Annotated in this window: 22 protein-coding genes and 1 pseudogene; 4 read left to right on the top strand and 19 right to left on the bottom strand. The window is 41.9% G+C overall.

All coding sequences use genetic code 11. The features are described from left to right. Window positions 1-57: 57 nt before the first annotated feature. The 10 genes and pseudogenes from DIC78_RS19000 to DIC78_RS18955 form a co-directional block, all read right to left on the bottom strand. Window positions 58-1,188 carry a M14 family metallopeptidase gene (locus DIC78_RS19000; RefSeq protein WP_106022119.1) on the bottom strand — a complete coding sequence of 377 codons (1,131 nt, stop codon included), beginning with the start codon at window positions 1,186-1,188 and terminating at the stop codon, window positions 58-60. An 80-nt stretch (window positions 1,189-1,268) separates the two neighbouring features. After that, window positions 1,269-3,185, bottom strand: coding sequence for an LTA synthase family protein (locus tag DIC78_RS18995; RefSeq protein ID WP_106020100.1), 1,917 nt, complete (start codon window positions 3,183-3,185; stop codon window positions 1,269-1,271). 117 nt (window positions 3,186-3,302) lie between these two features. After that, entirely contained in the window at window positions 3,303-4,268 is a 966-nt protein-coding gene (gene glcK, locus DIC78_RS18990) for a glucose kinase GlcK (protein ID WP_044154564.1), read from the bottom strand. A 10-nt stretch (window positions 4,269-4,278) separates the two neighbouring features. Continuing rightward, window positions 4,279-4,495 (bottom strand): annotated as a pseudogene (locus tag DIC78_RS18985) (YqgQ family protein). Between the two features lie 126 nt (window positions 4,496-4,621). Next, window positions 4,622-6,145, bottom strand: coding sequence for a rhomboid protease YqgP (gene yqgP, locus DIC78_RS18980; RefSeq protein ID WP_106020101.1), 1,524 nt, complete (start codon window positions 6,143-6,145; stop codon window positions 4,622-4,624). Window positions 6,146-6,233: 88 nt separating this feature from the next. Continuing rightward, complete coding sequence (locus DIC78_RS18975; protein WP_024122059.1) at window positions 6,234-6,407, bottom strand: hypothetical protein; 174 nt, start codon at window positions 6,405-6,407, stop codon at window positions 6,234-6,236. A gap of 66 nt (window positions 6,408-6,473) precedes the next feature. After that, window positions 6,474-7,037, bottom strand: a complete 564-nt coding sequence (locus DIC78_RS18970; RefSeq protein WP_106020102.1) for a 5-formyltetrahydrofolate cyclo-ligase — start codon at window positions 7,035-7,037, stop codon at window positions 6,474-6,476. 82 nt (window positions 7,038-7,119) lie between these two features. Then, on the bottom strand, window positions 7,120-7,269 hold the full coding sequence (gene rpmG, locus DIC78_RS18965) for a 50S ribosomal protein L33 (RefSeq protein WP_003153056.1): 150 nt from the start codon (window positions 7,267-7,269) through the stop codon (window positions 7,120-7,122). Window positions 7,270-7,353: 84 nt separating this feature from the next. Then, complete coding sequence (locus DIC78_RS18960) at window positions 7,354-8,439, bottom strand: glycosyltransferase family 4 protein (RefSeq protein ID WP_106020103.1); 1,086 nt, start codon at window positions 8,437-8,439, stop codon at window positions 7,354-7,356. Beyond that, window positions 8,436-8,906: a hypothetical protein gene (locus tag DIC78_RS18955; RefSeq protein ID WP_223203881.1), complete on the bottom strand. Its 471-nt coding sequence runs from the start codon at window positions 8,904-8,906 to the stop codon at window positions 8,436-8,438. Before DIC78_RS18955 ends, DIC78_RS18960 begins: the two co-directional genes overlap by 4 nt. 179 nt (window positions 8,907-9,085) lie before the next feature. Between DIC78_RS18955 and DIC78_RS18950 the strand changes: the two genes are divergently transcribed. Together DIC78_RS18950 and DIC78_RS18945 are read left to right on the top strand one after the other, a co-directional pair. Next, complete coding sequence (locus DIC78_RS18950; RefSeq protein ID WP_010334943.1) at window positions 9,086-9,439, top strand: hypothetical protein; 354 nt, start codon at window positions 9,086-9,088, stop codon at window positions 9,437-9,439. Beyond that, window positions 9,436-9,897, top strand: a complete 462-nt coding sequence (locus tag DIC78_RS18945) for an MltG/YceG/YrrL family protein (RefSeq protein ID WP_106020104.1) — start codon at window positions 9,436-9,438, stop codon at window positions 9,895-9,897. The genes DIC78_RS18950 and DIC78_RS18945 overlap by 4 nt, the downstream gene beginning before the upstream one ends. A gap of 30 nt (window positions 9,898-9,927) precedes the next feature. Here the strand turns inward: DIC78_RS18945 and pstB (DIC78_RS18940) are convergent, their stop codons facing one another. The 9 genes from pstB (DIC78_RS18940) to DIC78_RS18900 form a co-directional block, all read right to left on the bottom strand. Beyond that, window positions 9,928-10,710, bottom strand: a complete 783-nt coding sequence (gene pstB, locus DIC78_RS18940) for a phosphate ABC transporter ATP-binding protein PstB (protein ID WP_024122064.1) — start codon at window positions 10,708-10,710, stop codon at window positions 9,928-9,930. Window positions 10,711-10,720: 10 nt separating this feature from the next. Further along, window positions 10,721-11,530 carry a phosphate ABC transporter ATP-binding protein PstB gene (pstB, locus tag DIC78_RS18935; RefSeq protein ID WP_127696765.1) on the bottom strand — a complete coding sequence of 270 codons (810 nt, stop codon included), beginning with the start codon at window positions 11,528-11,530 and terminating at the stop codon, window positions 10,721-10,723. Window positions 11,531-11,550: 20 nt separating this feature from the next. Continuing rightward, a complete protein-coding gene (pstA, locus tag DIC78_RS18930) occupies window positions 11,551-12,435 on the bottom strand; it encodes a phosphate ABC transporter permease PstA (RefSeq protein ID WP_127696764.1) in 885 nt (294 codons plus the stop codon). Continuing rightward, entirely contained in the window at window positions 12,435-13,364 is a 930-nt protein-coding gene (pstC, locus tag DIC78_RS18925) for a phosphate ABC transporter permease subunit PstC (RefSeq protein ID WP_024122067.1), read from the bottom strand. Before pstC ends, pstA begins: the two co-directional genes overlap by 1 nt. Before the next feature lie 68 nt (window positions 13,365-13,432). Beyond that, on the bottom strand, window positions 13,433-14,335 hold the full coding sequence (locus DIC78_RS18920) for a phosphate ABC transporter substrate-binding protein (RefSeq protein ID WP_024122068.1): 903 nt from the start codon (window positions 14,333-14,335) through the stop codon (window positions 13,433-13,435). Between the two features lie 154 nt (window positions 14,336-14,489). Continuing rightward, complete coding sequence (gene pbpA, locus DIC78_RS18915) at window positions 14,490-16,640, bottom strand: penicillin-binding protein 2A (RefSeq protein WP_095713286.1); 2,151 nt, start codon at window positions 16,638-16,640, stop codon at window positions 14,490-14,492. A gap of 113 nt (window positions 16,641-16,753) precedes the next feature. Then, on the bottom strand, window positions 16,754-18,046 hold the full coding sequence (locus DIC78_RS18910) for an MFS transporter (protein ID WP_024122070.1): 1,293 nt from the start codon (window positions 18,044-18,046) through the stop codon (window positions 16,754-16,756). 107 nt (window positions 18,047-18,153) lie between these two features. Then, a complete protein-coding gene (sodA, locus tag DIC78_RS18905; protein WP_024122071.1) occupies window positions 18,154-18,762 on the bottom strand; it encodes a superoxide dismutase SodA in 609 nt (202 codons plus the stop codon). A gap of 177 nt (window positions 18,763-18,939) precedes the next feature. Further along, window positions 18,940-19,422 (bottom strand): DUF456 domain-containing protein, encoded by a 483-nt coding sequence (locus DIC78_RS18900; RefSeq protein WP_010334953.1) that lies wholly within the window; start codon window positions 19,420-19,422, stop codon window positions 18,940-18,942. Between the two features lie 129 nt (window positions 19,423-19,551). On the opposite strand from DIC78_RS18900, the gene DIC78_RS18895 reads away from it, so the two are divergent. After that, window positions 19,552-20,313: a DUF1189 domain-containing protein gene (locus DIC78_RS18895; protein WP_127696763.1), complete on the top strand. Its 762-nt coding sequence runs from the start codon at window positions 19,552-19,554 to the stop codon at window positions 20,311-20,313. 97 nt (window positions 20,314-20,410) lie between these two features. After that, a complete protein-coding gene (locus DIC78_RS18890; RefSeq protein WP_095713288.1) occupies window positions 20,411-20,710 on the top strand; it encodes a LysM peptidoglycan-binding domain-containing protein in 300 nt (99 codons plus the stop codon). The last annotated feature ends 22 nt before the right edge of the window (window positions 20,711-20,732 follow it).

Here is a 20,732-nt window from a genome sequence, read left to right as displayed (position 1 = left end):
CTCCGATCATATTTATTGTCCCATATTTGATACGGCACGAAAAAGAAAAAGTTTCAGTTATTCAAGAAAAAATAACGACCTCCATAAGATCCCGCTTGTCGCCTGAAAAATATGTGAAAACTGCTCAAACGGCAAGGGATTTTGGCCTTTTCCAAGCTCCACCGTATAACCTTCCTTAAAATAGTGATGAATAAACCAGTCGCGAAATCCCGCATAGCTGTCAATATCCTTGACTCCTTTATAAATGTTTCCGCTTATCGTCTCAAAATCCTTTATTACTGCAGCCGATTCTTCGGACTCAAGGCCTTTATATCCCCAATAGATTTCTTCTCCTTGAGTGTGAAGGGCCACCAGCCTGTCAGGCGGATCCGCTGTTATCAGCTGCTGCATCGCAATGGATTCCGGCTCTGTGAGCGGAGAAGTTCCGGGAAAATCTCGGTAGCTGGGCGTTTTTGGTTTGCGGTATTTTTCAATTTCCCATAAAGACGGGAATTGTTTATTTAAATCAACTCCGTTAATATTTGCTTTCCATTCATTAAAATTCGGACGATGGCAGTTTAGTCTATCAAGTTCATCTCTCCTGTCTCCCATGCCCGCTGATCCGTGTAAGACAAGATCAACGCCATCCGGATTCACAAGAGGAACAAGAGACAGAGAGGTTCGGCTGAACAGCTCCAAAGGAGTAAAACCAAAGAAATTCGTATTATGACATAAAGAAAGGCAATATTCCTTCAGCCACTTCAGCAGTACAGACGTGGTAATCCACTCATTTGCATGAAACGATGCATTCATGTGAACTTTTTTGGAGGTATGCTCTCCCCCAACTGCCAGCTCCCAGATCGGCCTGCCCAAAACGGAACGTCCGATTTCCCGGCATGAAACAAACGGAAACACATTGATTATTTTTTTAATTTCCTCTTCGGCAGCAAGAAAGTCATAGATTTTTTCTTGCTCCAGCCAGTCATCAGCAGGCTGCAGCTGCAGCGGGTGTAAAAAGCGCTTTACTTCCTGAATGGATTGAAGCTCCTTATCAGTACTTTCTTCAATCTTATAACCCGGACAGTACAATTGATGTTTCTGTGCTGTTTGATTGGCACTTCTAAGCAATGTCTCATCTATCTTCAGTTCTCTTGCCAATAAAGCCAAATTGTATTTGATCTCAGGTTTTATCGTAATAAACGCCATCATCATCCCCCTTTTTGTTACTATATGACGGCGTTTTTTAAAAAAGAAAGCCTCCCCATTTTTTGATACGGGAGACTTTGTGATCATGAGGCCTGATCAAGAATTTGTTTTTCTTTTCTTTTTGACGAATTGTCCAGTCTTTCCTGATCATAAAATCGTAACAAATCTCCGTAAATGATTTCATCGGAAAGTGAAAGCTCCTGTTTCGCTTTATCTGCAAATGTTTCACATTGTTTTGCCTCTTTCAAAGGCTTTCCAGTCGCTTTGTCATAACATAGACCGTCAGTATACACGATCTGGTCTGTGATAAAGCTTCCGTCCCGCAGCACTGTAAAGTCCAGTTTGTCGTCAGAAAGCAGATCGTTGCCGAATTGAATGAAGTTCTTTGTATCAATACCTAACAGATTCATCAGCGTCGGCCGGATATCGATTTGTCCGCCTACCTTATCAATCGTTTTCGGCTTCTTGTCTGTAATTCCAGGAATGTGAACGACAAACGGCACTTTTTGGAGCTGCACTTCTTCAAATGGTGTAATTTCTTTCCCTAAAAACTGCCCCATCGCTTCATTATGGTTTTCCGATATCCCGTAATGGTCACCGTATAAAACAATAATGGAGTTATCATATAACCCGTCTTCCTTCAGCTTTTCGATAAATCGTTTCAGCGCCTCATCCTGATAGCGAACAGTTGGGAAATACTTGTTTAACGTTTGGCTGCTTGAATCATATTCCTCAATCAATTTGTCCTCTTCATCAAGGTCAAACGGAAAGTGGTTCGTGAGTGTGATCAGCCTGGAGTAAAACGGGTGAGGCAGGTTTTTCATCAGCTCTGAAGACTGTTCAAAAAATTCTTTATCCTTCAGCCCCCAGCCGACTGAATTATCGTCATTGACATCATACGATTCAATATCAAAAAATGAATCATACCCAAATGAATCGTACATTAAGTCGCGATTCCAAAAGCTTTTATTATTGGCATGGAGCACCGCTGAATAATATCCGTTATTTTTGAGTATCTCCGGCGCGGCCATGTATTGATTGCCCGCATTTGTAAAGAACACAGCGCCTCGTCCAAGCGGATAAAGTGAATTGTCAACGATAAATTCAGAATCAGAGGTTTTCCCCTGCCCGGTTTGGTGGTAAACATTACTAAAGTTATAGCTTTCTTTTATAAAATCATTCAAAAACGGGGTGATTTCTTTTCCGTTCACCTTTTCATTGATCACAAAGCTTTGTGTCGACTCCAGAGATACGAGTATGACGTTTCTGCCTTTTGCGGCGCCAAATAAGTTCTTATTGGCATCTTTCGCATTGGCTGTGACATAGTTTTCAATTTCCGTCAGGCTGTTGCTGTCAGCCAGCGCTCTTTGTGCGGATTGCTTCGACTGAAGTACTCCGTCATAAATATGAAAATTAAAAAGGCTGATATTTTTAACGAGCATTTCTCTGTCAAATGAGCGTGTCAATAACTGCGGCCGTTCTGCCTCAGACAGACCTAAGTTGAAGAAATAAACGGAAGCCACAAACAAAAAATATGCCGCCCGTTCATTTTTCGTGGAGGGGATGTCTGATTGAAAGGCTTTTTGACGCATATAAAGCCATATTAAAATCACGATATCTACAGCCAATAGGAGGTCTGTCGGCTCAAGAAGCGTTCCGATGCTGCTTCCCAGATCGCCCATATTGCTTGTTTGAAAAAGAACCGGAATCGTTAGGAAATCATTGTAAAAACGATAAAAAACCATATTCGCCAGCAAAACAAATGTGACAATACAACTCATGGCAATAATGTAACGATTTCTGTTTCTTCCCTTTAAAAACAGGCTGAAGCCAAAAATAAGCAGCAAAAAGCTCAATGGGTTGATAAACAGAATAAATTCCTGCGTAAGATTGTCAATTTTAATATGAAAACTGGTTTTGTAAACAACATACGTTTTCAGCCACATCATTAAAATGGCAATCAGCATAAATGAAATCATCGAAAAAAACGTTTTTCGCATTTCAACCTCCTATGCAAGCACGCTCAAATAAATCAGTCTATTCACAACATTCTCATTAACACATCAAATTAAATCTTAACCTGAACATAACAAAAAATCAATTTCATTTTCACAAATTTAACAATTTTGGTGTTTCAGCCATTCATTCTTAGCAATCCAAGCCCCTCCGATAACGCCCGCATCATTTCCAAGCGCCGCAATAGATATATCAGCCGCTTCCGCAGCGCGCGGAAAGGCACATATACGGAATGTTTTCTCGACTTTGGATCTCAGCAATTCTCCGGCTCTTGAAACGCCGCCGCCGAGAACAATTTTTGACGGATTAAGCGAGCTGGCCAGATTGCCAAGCACCAGGCCGAGATGCTTAGCTACATAATCGACAACTTCAAGAGCTAATTCATCATTTTCATTTGCTGCTTCAAATACATCTCGTGCCGTTAAATGATCAGATGCTTTTAATTGAGTCGGCTTTTTAGCTTTTGCAATTTTCTCTTTTGCAATTCTAACAATGCCAGTTGCTGACGCGATGGTTTCAATACAGCCTGTTTTACCGCAGTTGCACGGCGCCCCGCCTTCAGGGATGCTGCAAATATGGCCGATTTCTCCGCCAGCGCCATTTATCCCGTGCACAATCTCCCCATTCACAATAATACCGCCGCCAACTCCTGTGCCTAGAGTAACGAGAATGACGTCTTTTGCGCCATCACCCGCACCCTTCCACATTTCTCCGAGCGCGGCAATATTCGCATCATTTTCTATAACCGCAGGGATGCCTGTTTCCGTTTCCAGATGATTTTTTAAAGCATAGTTTTTCCAGCCCAGATTTACCGTTTCATAAACGACCCCAGTTGCCATATCTACTGGCCCCGGTGCGCCCATTCCTATATATTTGACGATGTGCTTCGGTTTATGAAGCTCATCCAGCTTGCTGTCAATCGCTTTTGCTATTGTCACGGTAATGGTGTCACCGGACTTATCGGTCGGCACTTCCCATTTATGCTGAATCTCTCCATATTGATTAATAAATGCGAGTTTTATCGTCGTTCCTCCAAGATCGATTCCCGCAAACCATATCTCATCCATTTTTATCACCTTAACCTTTACGTAAATCTCTTCCGTTTTTTTGTTTGTTCCAGCTCTTTATGAAGGACAGCTGCCGCTTTAGCCCACTGCTCCTTCTCAATCATATGATTTATATATAGTTCCTTTAATTCATCAAGCATAAACTCAATTTCAAGCTCTCTGTCACCAAAGTAAACAATGTGTCCAAAAGTTTTTAACAGCTGCTGTACATCATAAAATGTATTCATATTCCTCACCATTCTTGATCTTAACTATAAATAGCGTAGTCATAAAGAACCGGCCAGTCAAGAAGAAAACGCTGACAAAAATACCCGGGATTCATTCCTTGGCAAATTCAACGTTTTCTCATCCAGTCATTTATTTTTATTATTTTCAATTTGCTGCTGCAGTTCTATGTAACGCTTCTCCTTCGGCTTCAGCTTTACAGCGGTCCTGATTGCCTCGTCAGCTTGACCAAGTTCATTTTTTTCCGCATACAGCAATGCCAAATAGTAATAGGACGCATGGTCTTTAGGCTCTTTTTGCACAGCTCTTTCCAAAAGAGAAATCGCCTGATCATATTCACTGATTTGAATATCAGAAACGGCCAGGATTTTCAGAAGATCAGCTGAAGCGTCTTTCTGCTCTGCTTCACCGTTCAGCAATTCGGTTACTTCTTTATATTTCCCTTCCTGGTAAAGCTCATTTGCCTGCCGGATCAGCGCTGTCTCCTGATGGGACGGTGAATGCAATCCGTAAGAGAGAAACCCGCCGGCCAGGGCAGCCAGCAGAATCGCTGACACCAGTTTTTTGCCCCAGTCTTTTGCTTTTGGCAAACCCAGTGCTGCCGCAGCAAGAAAACCGCCGGCCAAGCCGCCAATATGCCCCGAATTATCAATATTTGAGACCGCAAAGCCAAAACCCAGGTTTATCAGGATAATAACAATAATATTTGTGCCTATCGTTTTTAGAAACATTTTTCGGTTTGACACAGCTACATACAGCAATGCGCCTAAGCATCCGAATATGGCGCCTGAAGCACCGGCTGAAGGATACGGACTGAACACGAAGCTGGCGATCGATCCCGTGATACCCGCCGCCAAATAAATCAGCAAAAATCTGCCTGATCCATACATGCGCTCAACAGCGGTTCCAACCGACCATAAAGCCAGCGTGTTAAAGGCTAAATGCGCAAGGCCGATGTGAAGCACAATCGGCGTCAGCAGGCGCCACCATTCTCCGGCTGCAATCAGGCCGTTTTCCTTAGCACCGAAAGCAACAAGCGTCTCCGTATTGGTGCTGCCTCCGTTTATTTCGAGCAGGAAAAACATCACGAGCTGCAACGCGATGAACAAATATGTAAAGATCGGTTTTCCGTTCTGGAAAAACGCCGCTTCTTTTTTTCGCTGTTCCTCTTGTTTCTGCACTAGTGAAAAAAAGCGTTCTTTCGCCATTTGCGCGTGTTCCAATGAGTCTCGGTCTTCCGTCCATTCAACAGCATCAAGTGAGGGAAAAACTGCCTGCAGATCTTCATGAAGCGAAGTGCCAGTCACAAGTGCCGTTTCAACGGATACCTGTCCTTTTTCAAAAGGCTTTTCAGCGATTTCCTCCCAGTCATCGACAGGGGCTTCCGCTGTAATCAGCACATTCAGCAGCTTCAAATGCCGCTTGCCGATAGACTTCCTGACATGCTCTACTCGCTCCGCCTGCACTTCTATGTCCCTTGCAATTTCTTGGCGAAAATCAATATTCTGTTTAAAGAGGCGAATCAGATCATGAGAGGATTTGTCCGGTGCTTCCAGCCATATTTCATCAGATTCACCGGATTGTATGACGCCATACCCTCTTCTTACTAAATGCGCCGCGATCTTCCAATATGTATACTCCAACAAATACATGTTTACCGCTCCAATGGTTTTTTTTCATTATAACAGCTGGTGCTCTTGACGCCTACTAAAAGCAAAAAATCCCGTGAAAACGGGATTTTTAAAAAGCTTGCTGTATAAACTTATTGCGGATAAACGGAATTCTTAAAAAAAGATGAATAAAGGACCGTCTGATTCCCGGCTGGCTGAGCACGGTATTCATGAGACGGTAACGGTTTTGGTAAAACATCACGGCAGAAACAGCACAAATGGCATAGATCATAAATTTTTTCATTATATCCCTCCTGCCATTAGGGTTTGTTATTCTTTCTTATTTATTCTTGACGGAGGGACGAGAAAGCTATGAAAAGCAAGAAATGATTCGATCCTCAGTAACCAGCATTTGAACCGGGATATCATGTGACAGATGCGGCACGTGATCATACAGCTGGCATTCTAAAAGCAAAGAAACTGTGTTCCCTTTATAATCACTTAAATAACGATCATAATAACCGCCGCCAAAGCCAATCCTATAGCCGTTGGCATCGAAACATACGCCAGGCACGATCATCAAATCAATCTGTGATTGGATCACTTCATTCGTTTTCTCAATCATTGGCTCCTGAAGTCCGGCGTAAACCGTTTCAAGCTGATCATCCGCTTGGAAAGTGCGGAACTGCATTCTTTTCGTGTCGGAATCACACTTTGGAATACAAACTTCTTTCCCTTCGCCCCAGGCTTTTTCGATGATCGGCCGTGTCGGTACCTCCAGCCCTCTTGAAATGGTGACGGCTATGGTGCTGGCATTTTGCCATTCTTGGAGAAAAAATAAATGCTCGTTGATACGCGCAGTTTTCTTAGACAGTTCTTCATTCGATATCGCTGATAACGTTTCTATTGTTTTTTTTCTTAATTGTGATTTCATTTCCATCCCCCTCGGAATAGAAAAAAGCCAGAACCTTTTTCAAAGCTCTGGCTTTTTTCTTACACCTCAAACAGCTATGCTGTTATTTTGTTTCACGGTGTAACGTAGATTTTTTATCACGTGGGCAATATTTTTTAAATTCAACGCGGTCTGGATTGTTGCGTTTGTTCTTTTTAGAAATATAGTTACGCTCACCACATTCTGTGCAAGCCAAAGTAATATTAACGCGCATTGTTTTCCCTCCAAACTAAATATCATTTACTTATTCAGACTTATATATAATACCACTATAATGCACGGAATGCTAGGATGTTTTTCAATGAAATGATGAATTATTGGATAGACGCTGATAAAGCTGCAAATATGATGCTTGGATGATCCGTGGATGATGCAGTTTCATCACCTGTTCTCTGCCCGCTTCTTTTATCCGGCGGGCCTTTTCTTCATCTATTAATATGTTGTGAAGCCTATCGGCCGCTTCCCGTTCTTGCGAAAAATCAGCAGCAATTGCAGTTTTGTCATGAACGGCAAAGTCACAAAAACCGCCCGACTGTGAAACAGCTGTCAGCACGCCTTGTTCCATGCTTTCTTGTGCAGCGAGCCCAAAGGGTTCATAAAAGCTTGGGAAAACAGCCATTTCACATTGAGACAGTAACGTCACGATCTCTCTTCTATTTAAAAAAGGATAAAACATTACACTTTCCTTTATGCTCAATTGCTCAGCCAGTTTCTTATAGGCAGCCAGAAACGGGCCTTGTCCAGCTAGCACCAACTGAAGGTCAGGCCGGCATTTGTTCAGAATAGAAAATACCTTCAACAGCTGTGAAAACCCTTTTTCCGGAACAAACCTTCCAAACGAAAACAAGTATCTTTTATGAATGATCCTTTCAGCTAGGCCACTTTTTGCCTGCAGAGACAGAGGGCTTGGGATGACGGTTATTTTTTCACGAAACGGATACGCCTTATTCATCGATCTCTTCATAAAACTGCTTAACACAATCAGTTCGTCGGAAATTTCAAGGAGGAGCCTCTCCGTCAGCAGCCTGTACGGATGAGGCGTTTCTTTGCATGCACGCTTCCTTCTGCTTTCAAGCCCGTGGATCGTTGCAGCAAGCGGAATGCCAAGCTGCTTTTTCAAATAATGAGCGGCAGGAGCCGTCATGTCATCATGGGCATGAATCAGATCAAAGCGTTCATTGCATGACAACACTTGTTGAACCATTCTGACATTGACATCAGCTATAAAGTCTTCAACATTCGCATTGGAACATAGCTTACCGCTTGGAACGCATACCGTTATTTTGATATGCGGATTTAAATAAGAAATAAGACGGCTCAAATGAACGCCAAGCCCGCTTTTCGGTTTATTAGGATGCTCGAATGAAAGCATAAGGATGTTCATTTCCCTTTTCCCTCAGTGCGATAGCAGGTATAAGCAGAAAATTGCTCCTCCCACCTGGTATGTATTTCTGCATTGCGGAAACTGTTTATGTCGCTGACACCGTTTTCTGCAAGAAAGATGTCCTCTGTTTCAGCTAGTTTGAGAGAAACATTCATTGAATTCAGTATTCTGCATTCTGCGCGATATAAAGCATGACCAGGCACCTGAACAATGATCCATTTCCCTTTGCCCCGTTTTATGCGTTTCGTCCTGACAGCTTCTATACCGTTTCTTTTCACGAAAATACGGATTTCTTTTATCATGTCCGGCGCTTTTTCGAAAAGCACGGTTTCCGCCAGTTTCATCGTCTCAACTGAAAGATTCCATCGGACTGTCAATGTGTGAGAGTTTTGGATGTTCATGTCGAATATGTCCCTAAAAAAAGGAATCCCGCTTCGAATGTTATGGGGAAATGAGTGTTTGTCCATAGGCTTCTCACATTCTCCTTTCCTTCCATTGGCTCGGTGATCCTATTAAACCATTACCCATAAAGGAAGAAAAGAAAGATTTCTCGACAAAAACTCGTTTTTTTCGCGAATTCCTTTAGAATCCACTTGTTTTATGGTATAAAAAAGAAGGATAAAAAAAGAATAGAAGGTGATGAAACGTGGAAATTGCTATTATTGCGTTGTTTATCGTCAGTATAGCGCTAATTGCATTCTCATATTCTCAACGAGATCCGATGAAAGATGTCGAGCAGGAGCTTGAAACATTGCAGCTTTCTGCTATGCAGGAAATTTATAAGCTCAAAAAGAAAATGACAGTGCTTGAGGAAGAATTACTTGAAACAAACCTTGTGATCCGCAAAGCAAAGAACAGCGGCATCAATCAAAAGATCGCCAAACAAATACTTTCTAAATATAATAACGGCATGTCAGCTGAAGCAATTGCTAAAGCTGAGCATGTATCAGTAGAAGACGTGAATACGATTATAAAAGATAATGAGAAGGTGCTCGTATGACAAAACGAGGCATTCAGGCATTTGCCGGCGGTATCATATTAGCGACAGCCGTTCTCGCAAGTGTTTTTTATCTGACAGATGAAGATCAAGCCGCTGCTGTAAAAGAACAAAAAACAGTAACCGAGCAGGACGTGAACAATTATCTCGATTCTAAAAAAATGGTTTCTGTTAACCGTGATGAATATCAAAAGCTTCTCGACTCAAAAGAGAAATCTCTGAGCGATGACAGCAGCTCAGACTCGAAAAACAAAGTAAAAACGTACAAGCTCATCATTAAAGACGGCATGAGCACCGCAGATGTATCAGCTATTCTTGAAAAAGAAGGCATTATTTCTTCAGCTAAGGACTTTAATGACTACGTGATCGACGCTGGGTATCACAAGGAGATTCGTGCCGGAGAATTTAAAGTTAAATCAGATATGACCTTCAAAAAGATCGTTAAAACATTAACACGATAAAAAAACAGGCTATGTAACAGCCTGTTTTTTTTATCCGAATTTCCCTGTAATATAATCGAGTGTTCTTTGATCTCTCGGCTGAGAGAACATTTTATTTGTATTGTCGCATTCAACAAGCTCACCCATGTAGAAAAATGCAGTTTGATCAGAAACCCTCGCTGCCTGCTGCATGTTGTGCGTCACGATAACGATGGTGTATTTATTTTTCAGCTGAAGAATGAGCTCTTCAATTTTTCTCGTCGAAATTGGATCTAGCGCAGATGTCGGCTCATCCATCAGCAAAATATCAGGATTTGTCGCAAGAGCTCTGGCGATACAGAGACGCTGCTGCTGGCCGCCTGATAATGAGAGTGCAGATGAATGCAAACGATCCTTCACCTCATCCCACAGCGCCACGTCTTTTAATGACTTTTCTACAATGTCTTGCAGCTTCTTTTTATTTTTGATGCCGTGAACTCTCGGTCCGTAAGCAACATTATCAAAAATTGATTGCGGAAACGGGTTTCCTTTCTGAAATACCATGCCGATATTTTTGCGTAGATCTACGATATCGACTTTATCCTTTAAAATGTTGCTGCCATTATAGTTCAGCTCACCCGCAAGCTTTACATTCGGCGTCATCTGAATCATTAAATTCAATGTTTTAATAAATGTCGATTTGCCGCATCCTGACGGCCCGATAATCGCCGTGACTTCGTTTTGATTAATGCTCAAATTGATATTTTTCAAGGCATGGTTTTCCCCATACCATAAATTCATTCCGTTGACTTGATATACTTCCTGTTTCTTTACAGCTTCGGTAGCAATACTCATTGCCAGCCTCCTATCCGAATTTCCCGTTAATGTAATCCTCTGTTTTTTGCTGCTTCGGACTTGTGAAAATTTGTTCGGTTTGTCCGTATTCAACGATCTCGCCGTTTAAAAAGAAAGCCGTCCGGTCAGACACCCGCAAAGCCTGCTGCATATTGTGAGTGACAATAATAATTGAGTATTCGCTTTTCAATTCCGTAATCAATTCTTCTATTTTCGCATTCGAAATCGGATCTAGCGCTGAAGCAGGTTCATCAAGAAGAAGAACGGCCGGCTTCATCGCGAGCGTTCTGGCAATACATAAACGCTGCTGCTGACCGCCTGATAACGAAAGTGCAGATGAATGCAAACGGTCCTTTACTTCATCCCAGAGCGCCGCTTTTGTTAAGCTTTCTTCCACGATGTCATCGAGCACTGATTTGTTCCGCTCTCCGGCATATTTTAATGCATGCGTGATATTATGGTAGATCGATTTTGGAAATGGATTCGGCTTTTGGAAGACCATGCCGATTTCTCTTCTTAAGCTGACAACGTTAATATTGCTTCCCAGTATATTTAATCCTTCATACAAAATTTCACCTTCGCTTCTTGCAGAAGGAATTAAGTCATTCATGCGGTTAATATTTCTAAGAAAAGTAGATTTGCCGCATCCTGACGGCCCGATCAAAGCAGTCACCGCATTTTTTTCAATCTCCATATTCACGTGACGAACGGCCTGTTTGTTTCCGTAGAAAATAGACAGATCCTTCACCTCGAGCACATTTTGCTGCTGAGGAAGCATAACCGCACTCTCAGGCTTTTCTTTTACCATTTGTTCAGACATTGTTTTCGCCTCTTTCCGGTCTAATTTGCCGTAAGCTTTTTATAGATTATTGTTCCAAGCCATCTCGCCGCGAGATTGAAGACTAGGACTGAAATCACCAGCACTGCAGAACCGCCGTTGGCAATCGCTTCAGCATCCGGAATCATCCCTTGCGTATTTACGTTCCAAATGTGGACCGCAAGTGTTTCAGCGGGTCTGAAAATATTAAGCGGCGATGTTTCAGAAAACGGATTCCACTCTGCAAAATTGAGGCGCGGCGTTGTAAGCCCTGCTGTAAATAATAAAGCCGCCGCTTCCCCGAACACCCTTCCTGACGCTAAAATGGCACCTGTAATGATGGAAGGGATCGCACTTGGTATTAAAACAGTTTTTACGGTATGCCATCGAGAAACACCTAAAGCGAGCGATGCTTCCTTCAAATCTTTAGGGACTGAACGGACCGCGTCTTCTGTCACACGCACCATAACAGGAAGATTAAAGACCGTTAATGCCAGCGCCCCGCCTATGATCGTATATCCCCAGCCTGTCAGGTTAACAAACATCAGTAAGCCGAACATTCCAATGACAATTGATGGAAGAGATGAAAGGACCTCAATACACGTTCTGATAAAATCTGTCACTTTGTTGTTAGGCGTGTATTCCGCCATGAACACTCCGCCGCCCACTCCGAGCGGGATGGTAATCAGCATCGTGATAAACAGAATATAAAAGGAGTTAAACAGCTGGTCTCGTATCCCGCCTCCTGCGGCAATGGCGCTTGATTTTGTCGTAATAAAATCAAAGCTGAGCTGAGAAACACCGTTAATAATAATATAGGAAAACAGACCGACTAGAATCGCGGCGATAATGGCTGCGCATAAACCGAACATTCCAGTCGCCAGTTTATCTGTTAATTTGCGGTTCATTACACTTTCCTCCTAGATGACAAGTAGCGAATAAGCAGGATGAATAAGAATGACATCACCAGCAGAACAAGTCCCATTGACCACAGTGTATTATTTTCAACGCTTCCGTATGTGGTATGGCCCATATTCAGCGTAATAATGGTTGTCAATGTTCCTGCGGTGTCAAACAGACTTTCAGGCAATACTCTTGTATTTCCAATGACCATTTGGACAGCCAGAGCCTCACCAAACGCACGCGCCATACCTAGGACAACGGCAGTCATTAATGTCGGAAAAGCTGCAGGGATGAGCACTTTTCTAATGGTCTGCCATCTTGTCGCACCGAGAGCGTAAGAACCTTCTCTTAAGCTTTTCGGAAGTGATGCCATCGCATCGGCTGAGATAGATGTGATCGTCGGCAGAATCATAATGGAAAGCACAATCGTTCCCGCCAATAAACTGTGTCCTGTTCCGCTCGTTTTGAACTGAGCAATAAAAGGCACCAATACTGTAAGACCTATGAATCCATAAACAACAGATGGGATGCCGACCAATAATTCGATCACCGGCTGCAGCACTTTCTTCCCCCAATTCGGCGCAATTTCTGTCATAAAGATCGCACCTGCTATGCCGAGCGGCGCAGCAATGAGAGCGGAGAGAATCGTTACTGCAAATGAGCCAAAGATAAAAGGCAGCACTCCGTATTTCGGATCAGAATCTGTAGGGTTCCAATTCAGACTCGTTAAGAATTCAATTGGGCTTACACCATTTACAAGAAAAGATTGCAGCCCCTTAATGCCGAGGAAAATAGTGATCGCCACAGATGCCGCTATCATTATAAGCGCGCAGGCTGTCACGATCATTCTTCCCCGAACTTCATCCAATTGCCTATTTTGCCTAGAGCTGATTAAACGTTCGCTCACAGACATATTTTCTCTATTGTTTATCATTGTTTTACACTCCTATGAATGTGTTAAGAGGAGAAACGGAAGTCTCCGCACTCCTCTTTTTATTTAGATCAGCTTTGCTTCCCTTTGGCATCGCGAGTCACTTTCATATCAGTCACCGGAATGTACCCTTGGTCAGTTACAATGCTTTTTTGAATGTCTTCACTCTTTAGATAATCAAGAAATTCTTTCGCTAGATCTTTCGCTTCGCCTTTTGTATAAGAATGCTGATAAGCCCAGATTGGATATTCTCCAGTAGTAACGTTTTTCGCTTCCGGCTTCACACCGTCAATAGATAAAGCTGTTACCTTGTCATCTGTTAAATATGAGAATGCAAGATATCCAATCGCTCCCGGAGTATCAGCAATGATTTTTTTCACAGTGTTGGAAGAATCCTCAGTAATGCCTTCTGCTGGTTCTTCTCCGTCAAGCGCGTATTTTACAAATGTAGCACGTGTACCTGAAGAATCAGGACGGTTTACAAGCGTAATTTTTTGGTCCTTCCCGCCAAGCTCTTTCCAGTTTTTGATTTTGCCAGTGAAGATTTTTTTCAATTCATCTTTTGAGATATCTTTTACACCTGTATCAGGGTTTACAGCCGCTGCCATACCGACTACTGCAACTTGATGATCTACAAGCGCTTTTGCGTCGATACCTTCTTTTTCTTCAGCGAAAACATCTGAATTTCCGATTTGAACAGCTCCTTCAGAGACTTGAGAAAGCCCTGTTCCAGACCCCCCTGCTTGTACCTGTATATCAGCATCAGGGTTTTCTTCCATAAATTTTTCTGCAGCTGCAAGTACTAATGGCTGCATGGCCGATGAACCAGAAATGGTTAAAGAACCTGATGCCTTTTCTTCTCCTTTTGCAGAGCCGCTATTTGTTTTTTCACTTTCTCCTGCGTTTCCGCATGCAGCTGCAATCATCATAAAAGCAGCCATCAGAAGCATAAGCACCAATTTGTTTTTTTTCATTTCCTGAATTCCCCCTGCGTATAATGTGTAATTTGTCCTACACGTATAGAGTAAAGGTTCTATGTAAAATAGGTTTAAATCGAATGTTAAGGTTTTGTAAATCCGTGCATTTTTTTGTATAAAAAAAACGCCCACATGATGTAGGCGTTTCTGTTTAGTTATCAGAAGACGTTGTGTTTTCTGCTTTTTCTTCAATTTTGTCTTTATTTTTTTGCTGAGTATCTTCTTTGTCCTGCTTCGATTTCAGCTCAAAATATTTATCCAATACTTCTCTGCCGATTTCGTTCGTAATGGTATATTTAGCGCTGTAATCTACATAAGCCCAAGGAACTACAACAGAGATGGCAACCTCAGGGTTATCAGCAGGCGCATAAGCAACAAGTGTTGTATTATAAGTACTTTCACCTGTTTTTGATTTATTTGGTCCGTCATAGAACGATTGTGCTGTTCCTGTTTTAGCAGCAGGTTTATAAGATGCTGAAGCAAATTGACTTGCCGCAGTTCCTTTAGTCGCGACTCGTCTAAACCCGGCTTGAACCTCTTTAATATAATCGCTTTTCATGTCCACTTTATTCAGCACTTCAGGCTGAACAGATTGTACGACCGCCCCGATTCCTTTTTCTGCATCAGGTTCCCTTACTTCTTTTACAAGCTGAGGTTTCAAGCGGTAGCCACCATTTGCGATTGTTGATACATATTGTGCTAGTTCGAGCGGTGTATACGTATCATATTGGCCGATAGCATAGTCTAGCAAGAATCCCGTCAATCTGCTTGTTCCTTTATAGCCTGTCATTTCATTTGGAAGGTCAATCCCAGTTTTTACACCAAGTCCAAATTGACTGAAATAATTCCGAAACGTATCAAAAGCCGTCGTATCAATCGGTAAAGCTTGATGCGGTTTATATTCACCTTTTCCAAGTGCGATTGCAGTTTTAAACATGAATACGTTTGAAGACTGCTCTAAGGCTCTTTGAATATTAACAGGTCCCAAAGTAGTCCACGATTTTTTGCCGTTTTTATCCTGGCCAATATATAATGGTTCATCTTGAAAAACGGTATTCAGATTGATGGCACCGGTTTGAAGACCTGTCAGTACAGTTGCACCTTTGACAGCTGATCCCATAGCATAAGATGATGTCATATTCCCTAGTGCGTAATCATCAATTTTATATTTCCCGTTTTCTGTTTTAATCTGCTTACCTGCCATCGTCAGCACTTCACCGTTTCTCGGGTCCATCATGACGACAAATGCCCGGTCTAACAATTCAGTACTTGGTCTTGCTTTAGCAGATTTGAGATTTTTCTCGATAATTTTTTCAACTGATTTTTGCAAGTCAATATCAATTGTAAGCACGAGATCTTTACCGGCTTTCCCTTCAGAAACGGTCTTCGTTCCCGTTACATTGCCGTTTGAATCTGTGATATTTTCCACCTTCGCTTTTTGCCCCTGCAAAAGGCTTTCGTATTGATATTCCAGATAACTTTTACCAACCCTGTCGTTTCTGCTGTAGCCGAGCGATAAATAATGGTCGAGCAGATTTGACGGCAATCCTTCATCAGAGCTGGAAACACTTCCGAGCACTGAGCGGAGAAGATTTTTATACGGATATTCACGTTCCCAGTCTGATGTGACATCAACACCCGGTAGTTCATCTAAATGTTCACTTACAACTGCCATTTCTTTCGCTGAAACATCTTCATTTTTGATGTATTGCGGTGTTAACGCATATCCGGAGTCCATCTGTCTTTTAATGGCGAGAATCTGCATGTCTTTATCAGTCAATTCATTCAGCTGCTTATCAGTAATCCGTTTTAGCTGGAGCTGGTATAAATCATCATCTGATAATTTTTTATTTTCTACCTGCTGTCTTTCCTTAGAAGTAATCAGCTTTTTCGCTTCTTTTGGTCTAGTCAAAATCCAATAATCTTTTTTATCCCGTTCTGTTACTTTTTTTGTGTCGACTTTAATCATATCTGCCAGCTTTTTTGCGATTTTCAAACGCTGTTCTTGCGTTGTAGATTTAGATCTGGTGTATGTAATCGCATTTAAAGCCTTATTTGTTACAATGGCATTAAAATTCCGATCATAAATTTTCCCGCGCGGCACCGCCGAGCTGACTTCACTTTGTTCCTGCTGATTGGCTTGATTTTTGTAATCATCGCCTTGAACGATCTGCTTAATGCCAAGCTCCACAATAATCCAGGTGAATATAACAAAAGCGGCCAAAAATAAAATATTCAGCCGGATTGGAAGCGACTTCTTTTTCTCTTTATGATTTTGCTTTTTTTGTTTATTTCTCCTCATAACATCACCTTTTTCTATTTACAGAAAGAAAAGACACTCAAGTAAGAGTGCCATTTTTCATTTTAAAGGTTTTTTCGACTTTTTTCTACAGATAACCCCTTATTGCCAAAAAATTATCTTTCGCCTTTTAAAAGGTTCGGTTCAGTCACCCGTTTGTGGCCGTCTTCTTCCATAGTTTCATTTTCCTCTTCTTTCTCTTTAAAACGAATATCCTTGACAAAGTAATAAATGAGCGGATGCCCGATGCCCAAGATGGCAAGCGACAACGGTATACCCATATCTTCTTTAAAAAGGGCCACGATAAGGAGAAAGCATAAAATCGAAACAATTCTGCCGGCGTTTAAAAACATTTCTCTCAGCACGATATATTCAATTCTCGCTTTTCTGGCATGTCTGGCCCGTCCTATGACATCATATGTAAGCGATACATAAGGCACGAGCAAAAGAGGATAGCCGATCGCAATAAACACGCCGTACGTCAATAATGTCGTAAAGCTCATATGAAAGAGTATCAAAAACAGCGCACCATACAAAATAAGGCCGCCCAGCAAAATTGATTTTTTACGGGCCTTTTTCTTAATCAGCCTTGATGCAAAATAATAGGCAAAAAAGGAAACAGCGGAGTTGACGAGACCAAAGGTTCCGAGGGCCAGTTCGCTGTTTGTCTCAATAAACACAAAAACACTGATTAAAAAGACGAAAATCCCTTCTCTCAAGCCCTGAAAAAAATGCGCATTTGTAATTCGCCGCCAGTTCATATTAGTGTGGCGTTCTCCAAATACCTTACTCAGCATAAATTGGCCCTTTGATTCTCTCCGTTTTAGGAAGAAGCTCATCACGACAGCCAGTGCAAATAAACTGAGGGAGAGACTGAAAATGACAGTGTAACCCGTATTATTTTCAAGCCTTGAGATGACAAATCCTGCAACAATCGGACCAATCATTCCTGCGGATGAGGACAGGATGCCCATAAAGCCGTTGAAAAAATCCCGCGTATCAGGCTCTGTTATTTCAAAGGTGAGCACATTAAACGCGAGCCAGTAAAATCCATAGCCTACTCCGAGCACCGCTCCGATGAGAACAAGACGTGATGCTGCAGTTTCTCCAGCCAGCAGCACACTTAAATAAAATGCTGCTAAAAAAATCACTCCAAATCTAAGAATGAAAACCCGGTCTATTTTTTTGGCTAAACGGCCAGCTAAATAAAATGTTATCGGCTGCATCGTCACAATCGATAAGTTGTATATCGCCAAATCAATAAATTTTCCTGACTGCTTCCAGAGATACACATTCACAAATGTATTGGAAAGCGCAATTCCTAACGAGTAAAGACCGCCAACGGTCAGCAGAAGAAGTAATCCTTTATTTACATTTACATCTCCAATTACCTTTTTTAGTTTGCTCATTACTGACTCCCCTTTACTACCCCTTAGTCTGTCTCACTGAAACCGAGATATGTAAAGAGAAGACATAAAAAAACAAGGCCCTTTTATGAGGGCCTTGTTTTGCGTTATTATTTTGCTGCGCTGTAAAGACGAGCAACTTCGTCCCAGTTTACCACATTCCAGAAAGCTGAAATGTAATCAGGACGGCGGTTTTGATAGTTAAGGTAGTAAGCATGCTCCCAAACATCAAGACCTAGGATAGGCGTTTTGCCTTCAGAAAGCGGAGAATCTTGGTTTGGCGTGCTTGTGATTTCAAGTTTGCCGTTGTTTACAACAAGCCATGCCCAGCCTGAACCGAAACGTCCAGCTGCTGCTGCAGCGAATTGTTCTTTGAATTTGTCCAAGCTTCCAAATACACTGTTGATCTCTTCAGCAAGCTCGCCAGTTGGCTCGCCACCGCCGTTTGGAGATAAAAGTGTCCAGAATAATTTGTGGTTCGCGTGTCCGCCGCCATTGTTGCGGACTGCTGTGCGGATGTTTTCAGGAACAGAATCTAGATCTGCAACAAGCTCTTCAACTGATTTGTTTGCAAGAGCAGTGTTTCCTTCAACCGCTTTGTTTAAATTTGTAACGTATGTGTTATGGTGCTTCGTATGGTGAATATTCATAGTTTCCTTGTCGATATGCGGTTCTAAAGCATCGTACGCATAAGGTAATTCTGGAAGTTCGTAAGCCATGATAATTCCTCCTTAGTATATATGTACTGAAATGCCGCTTCACAGCGAGCCTTTCTTCATTCAATGTAACAAAAGAACGCCGTGTAATCAATGAAAAAGCTCACAATTTGGCTATTTCAGCAGACATATTTCACTTTAACCGTTAGATTGCCCCCTTAAACCTCCTGACAGCAATTCTTACAGGACAGTCCATAAAAAATATCCGATCATTAAAAGCTGAATAATTCCCTTTGCAATGACCCCCGTTAAAAAGCCGATCAATGAGCCTAGCCCAATTTTAAACGCTGATTTTACATCTTTTTGATGTACGATAAGCTCTGCGCAAACAGCTCCGATAAACGGCCCTAAAATAATCCCCGCAACCGGGATCACAAAGGGACCGATCAACAACCCGATCGTACTCCCCCAAATAGCAGCTTTGCTTCCGCCGAACCTCTTTACACCAAGCAGGTTGGAAACGTAATCTGCGGCGAATAATACTGCGGCGAATACAGCTTCAACCAGCCAGAACATATAGGAATACGGACTGAAAGAAAACAAAAATCCGTATAATACAAAACCGGCAACGATAAATACAACACTTGGAATAACAGGATACACAAGCCCGATAAAAGCGATGATAAATAGTGCAGCGATCAACAGCCAATACAAAATATCCATAGAATCCATCCTCCTCATAATGCTTACTTCTCTGATCTTACACTTCTGCCAATGCAGGTCTTCCTTGTATTCATACGCAGGCAACGATACAATAAGCAACATATATTGTATAGCTAGGAAGTGAAGACAGTGAATGTATTTCAGCTTTTCATCAAAAGTACATACTCTCCACGGGATATTGCAAAAACAAGATTTCAAGGAATCGGAAAAGCGATTCTTTATGTATTTTTGCTTTCTGTCCTTTTTGCGATCCCCACTGCTTATTATGTAAGCTCAGGGACCGTCCAATCTATGAACGGCTTTAAATCCGTTTTAAACAAAGATTTCCCTGATTTCACAATTTCAAACGGCAAACTTCAGATGGATGAAAAAAAAGCCACAGAATCAAAGGCAAACGGCTTTGTCATTGTGTTTGATCCGACGGATGCATATGGCACGGAACAAGTCGAAGCAAAGCAAAACGCAATAGGTATACTTCAGGATAAGTTTGTTTTGGCCATTGACGGACAGGCCCAAGAGATGGCTTACTCAATGATGCCGTCAGATTTAACCAAAAAAGATGTCACTACAGGGTTAAACCAAAATAAAACAATGATCGTGACTGTTCTCTCAGTACTCATTTTCCTCGTGACAGCGGCGGGAAAATTTATTGAGGTATCATTCTTGGCGCTTATCGGGCTAATCATAAAGAACGCTCAGCAAAAGCAGCTGTCCTACCAGCAGCTATGGAAGCTTTCTGCTTACTCCATTACCCTTTCAACAATATTTTTTACGATTATGCGTGCGTTAGAAACAACGGTGCCAAGTGAATTTTTAGTCAACTGGTTTGTTAACTTTGTCATCCTGTTTCTCGTATTAAAAGAGCTCCCGTCCAAAAAAGCTGTTGCTTAATTCAGAGACTGCCTTCGCAGTCTCTTTTCTTTTGTCATGAATCAACACGGACAAGCATACAATGTTATAAAAATTTTGTATGCGGGAGGCAAAATCAATGAAACGTCTCACTTTTGTATTCAGCATTCTCTTTATCCTTTTTATTATTTTTTATGATCTTAAAATTGGAACGATCCCCATTCAGAACCTCCCTGTCTATAAAGCATCGGCAAAAACAGCTGTACAGGAAACAGCGTATAAAACGGTGACGGTAAAACCGGGTGACACGGTCATGTCAATTGTCGGGTCTGCAAGTTCCCCTGACGATATTGTAAAGGATTTTGAAACGCTTAATCCAAGTGTAAAAGCCAATACGATTCAAGCAGGAACAGCATACAAATTCCCGGTCTACCCATAATTAACGTTAATTTCTTGTCAGT

It is taken from the genome of Bacillus halotolerans (assembly GCF_004006435.1).
Lineage (GTDB): Bacteria > Bacillota > Bacilli > Bacillales > Bacillaceae > Bacillus > Bacillus halotolerans.
This window is presented reverse-complemented; position numbering and strand designations above follow the sequence as displayed.

What these genes read in the sequence shown, in the direction of transcription:
- DIC78_RS19000 (WP_106022119.1), bottom strand. Translation starts at nt 1,188, where the DNA reads ATGATGGCGTTTATTACGATAAAACCTGAGATCAAATACAATTTGGCT.
- DIC78_RS18995 (WP_106020100.1), bottom strand. Translation starts at nt 3,185, where the DNA reads ATGCGAAAAACGTTTTTTTCGATGATTTCATTTATGCTGATTGCCATT.
- glcK (WP_044154564.1), bottom strand. Translation starts at nt 4,268, where the DNA reads ATGGATGAGATATGGTTTGCGGGAATCGATCTTGGAGGAACGACGATA.
- yqgP (WP_106020101.1), bottom strand. Translation starts at nt 6,145, where the DNA reads ATGTATTTGTTGGAGTATACATATTGGAAGATCGCGGCGCATTTAGTA.
- DIC78_RS18975 (WP_024122059.1), bottom strand. Translation starts at nt 6,407, where the DNA reads ATGAAAAAATTTATGATCTATGCCATTTGTGCTGTTTCTGCCGTGATG.
- DIC78_RS18970 (WP_106020102.1), bottom strand. Translation starts at nt 7,037, where the DNA reads ATGAAATCACAATTAAGAAAAAAAACAATAGAAACGTTATCAGCGATA.
- rpmG (WP_003153056.1), bottom strand. Translation starts at nt 7,269, where the DNA reads ATGCGCGTTAATATTACTTTGGCTTGCACAGAATGTGGTGAGCGTAAC.
- DIC78_RS18960 (WP_106020103.1), bottom strand. Translation starts at nt 8,439, where the DNA reads ATGAACATCCTTATGCTTTCATTCGAGCATCCTAATAAACCGAAAAGC.
- DIC78_RS18955 (WP_223203881.1), bottom strand. Translation starts at nt 8,906, where the DNA reads ATGGACAAACACTCATTTCCCCATAACATTCGAAGCGGGATTCCTTTT.
- DIC78_RS18945 (WP_106020104.1), top strand. Translation starts at nt 9,436, where the DNA reads ATGACAAAACGAGGCATTCAGGCATTTGCCGGCGGTATCATATTAGCG.
- pstB (WP_024122064.1), bottom strand. Translation starts at nt 10,710, where the DNA reads ATGAGTATTGCTACCGAAGCTGTAAAGAAACAGGAAGTATATCAAGTC.
- pstB (WP_127696765.1), bottom strand. Translation starts at nt 11,530, where the DNA reads ATGTCTGAACAAATGGTAAAAGAAAAGCCTGAGAGTGCGGTTATGCTT.
- pstA (WP_127696764.1), bottom strand. Translation starts at nt 12,435, where the DNA reads ATGAACCGCAAATTAACAGATAAACTGGCGACTGGAATGTTCGGTTTA.
- pstC (WP_024122067.1), bottom strand. Translation starts at nt 13,364, where the DNA reads ATGATAAACAATAGAGAAAATATGTCTGTGAGCGAACGTTTAATCAGC.
- DIC78_RS18920 (WP_024122068.1), bottom strand. Translation starts at nt 14,335, where the DNA reads ATGAAAAAAAACAAATTGGTGCTTATGCTTCTGATGGCTGCTTTTATG.
- pbpA (WP_095713286.1), bottom strand. Translation starts at nt 16,640, where the DNA reads ATGAGGAGAAATAAACAAAAAAAGCAAAATCATAAAGAGAAAAAGAAG.
- DIC78_RS18910 (WP_024122070.1), bottom strand. Translation starts at nt 18,046, where the DNA reads ATGAGCAAACTAAAAAAGGTAATTGGAGATGTAAATGTAAATAAAGGA.
- sodA (WP_024122071.1), bottom strand. Translation starts at nt 18,762, where the DNA reads ATGGCTTACGAACTTCCAGAATTACCTTATGCGTACGATGCTTTAGAA.
- DIC78_RS18900 (WP_010334953.1), bottom strand. Translation starts at nt 19,422, where the DNA reads ATGGATATTTTGTATTGGCTGTTGATCGCTGCACTATTTATCATCGCT.
- DIC78_RS18890 (WP_095713288.1), top strand. Translation starts at nt 20,411, where the DNA reads ATGAAACGTCTCACTTTTGTATTCAGCATTCTCTTTATCCTTTTTATT.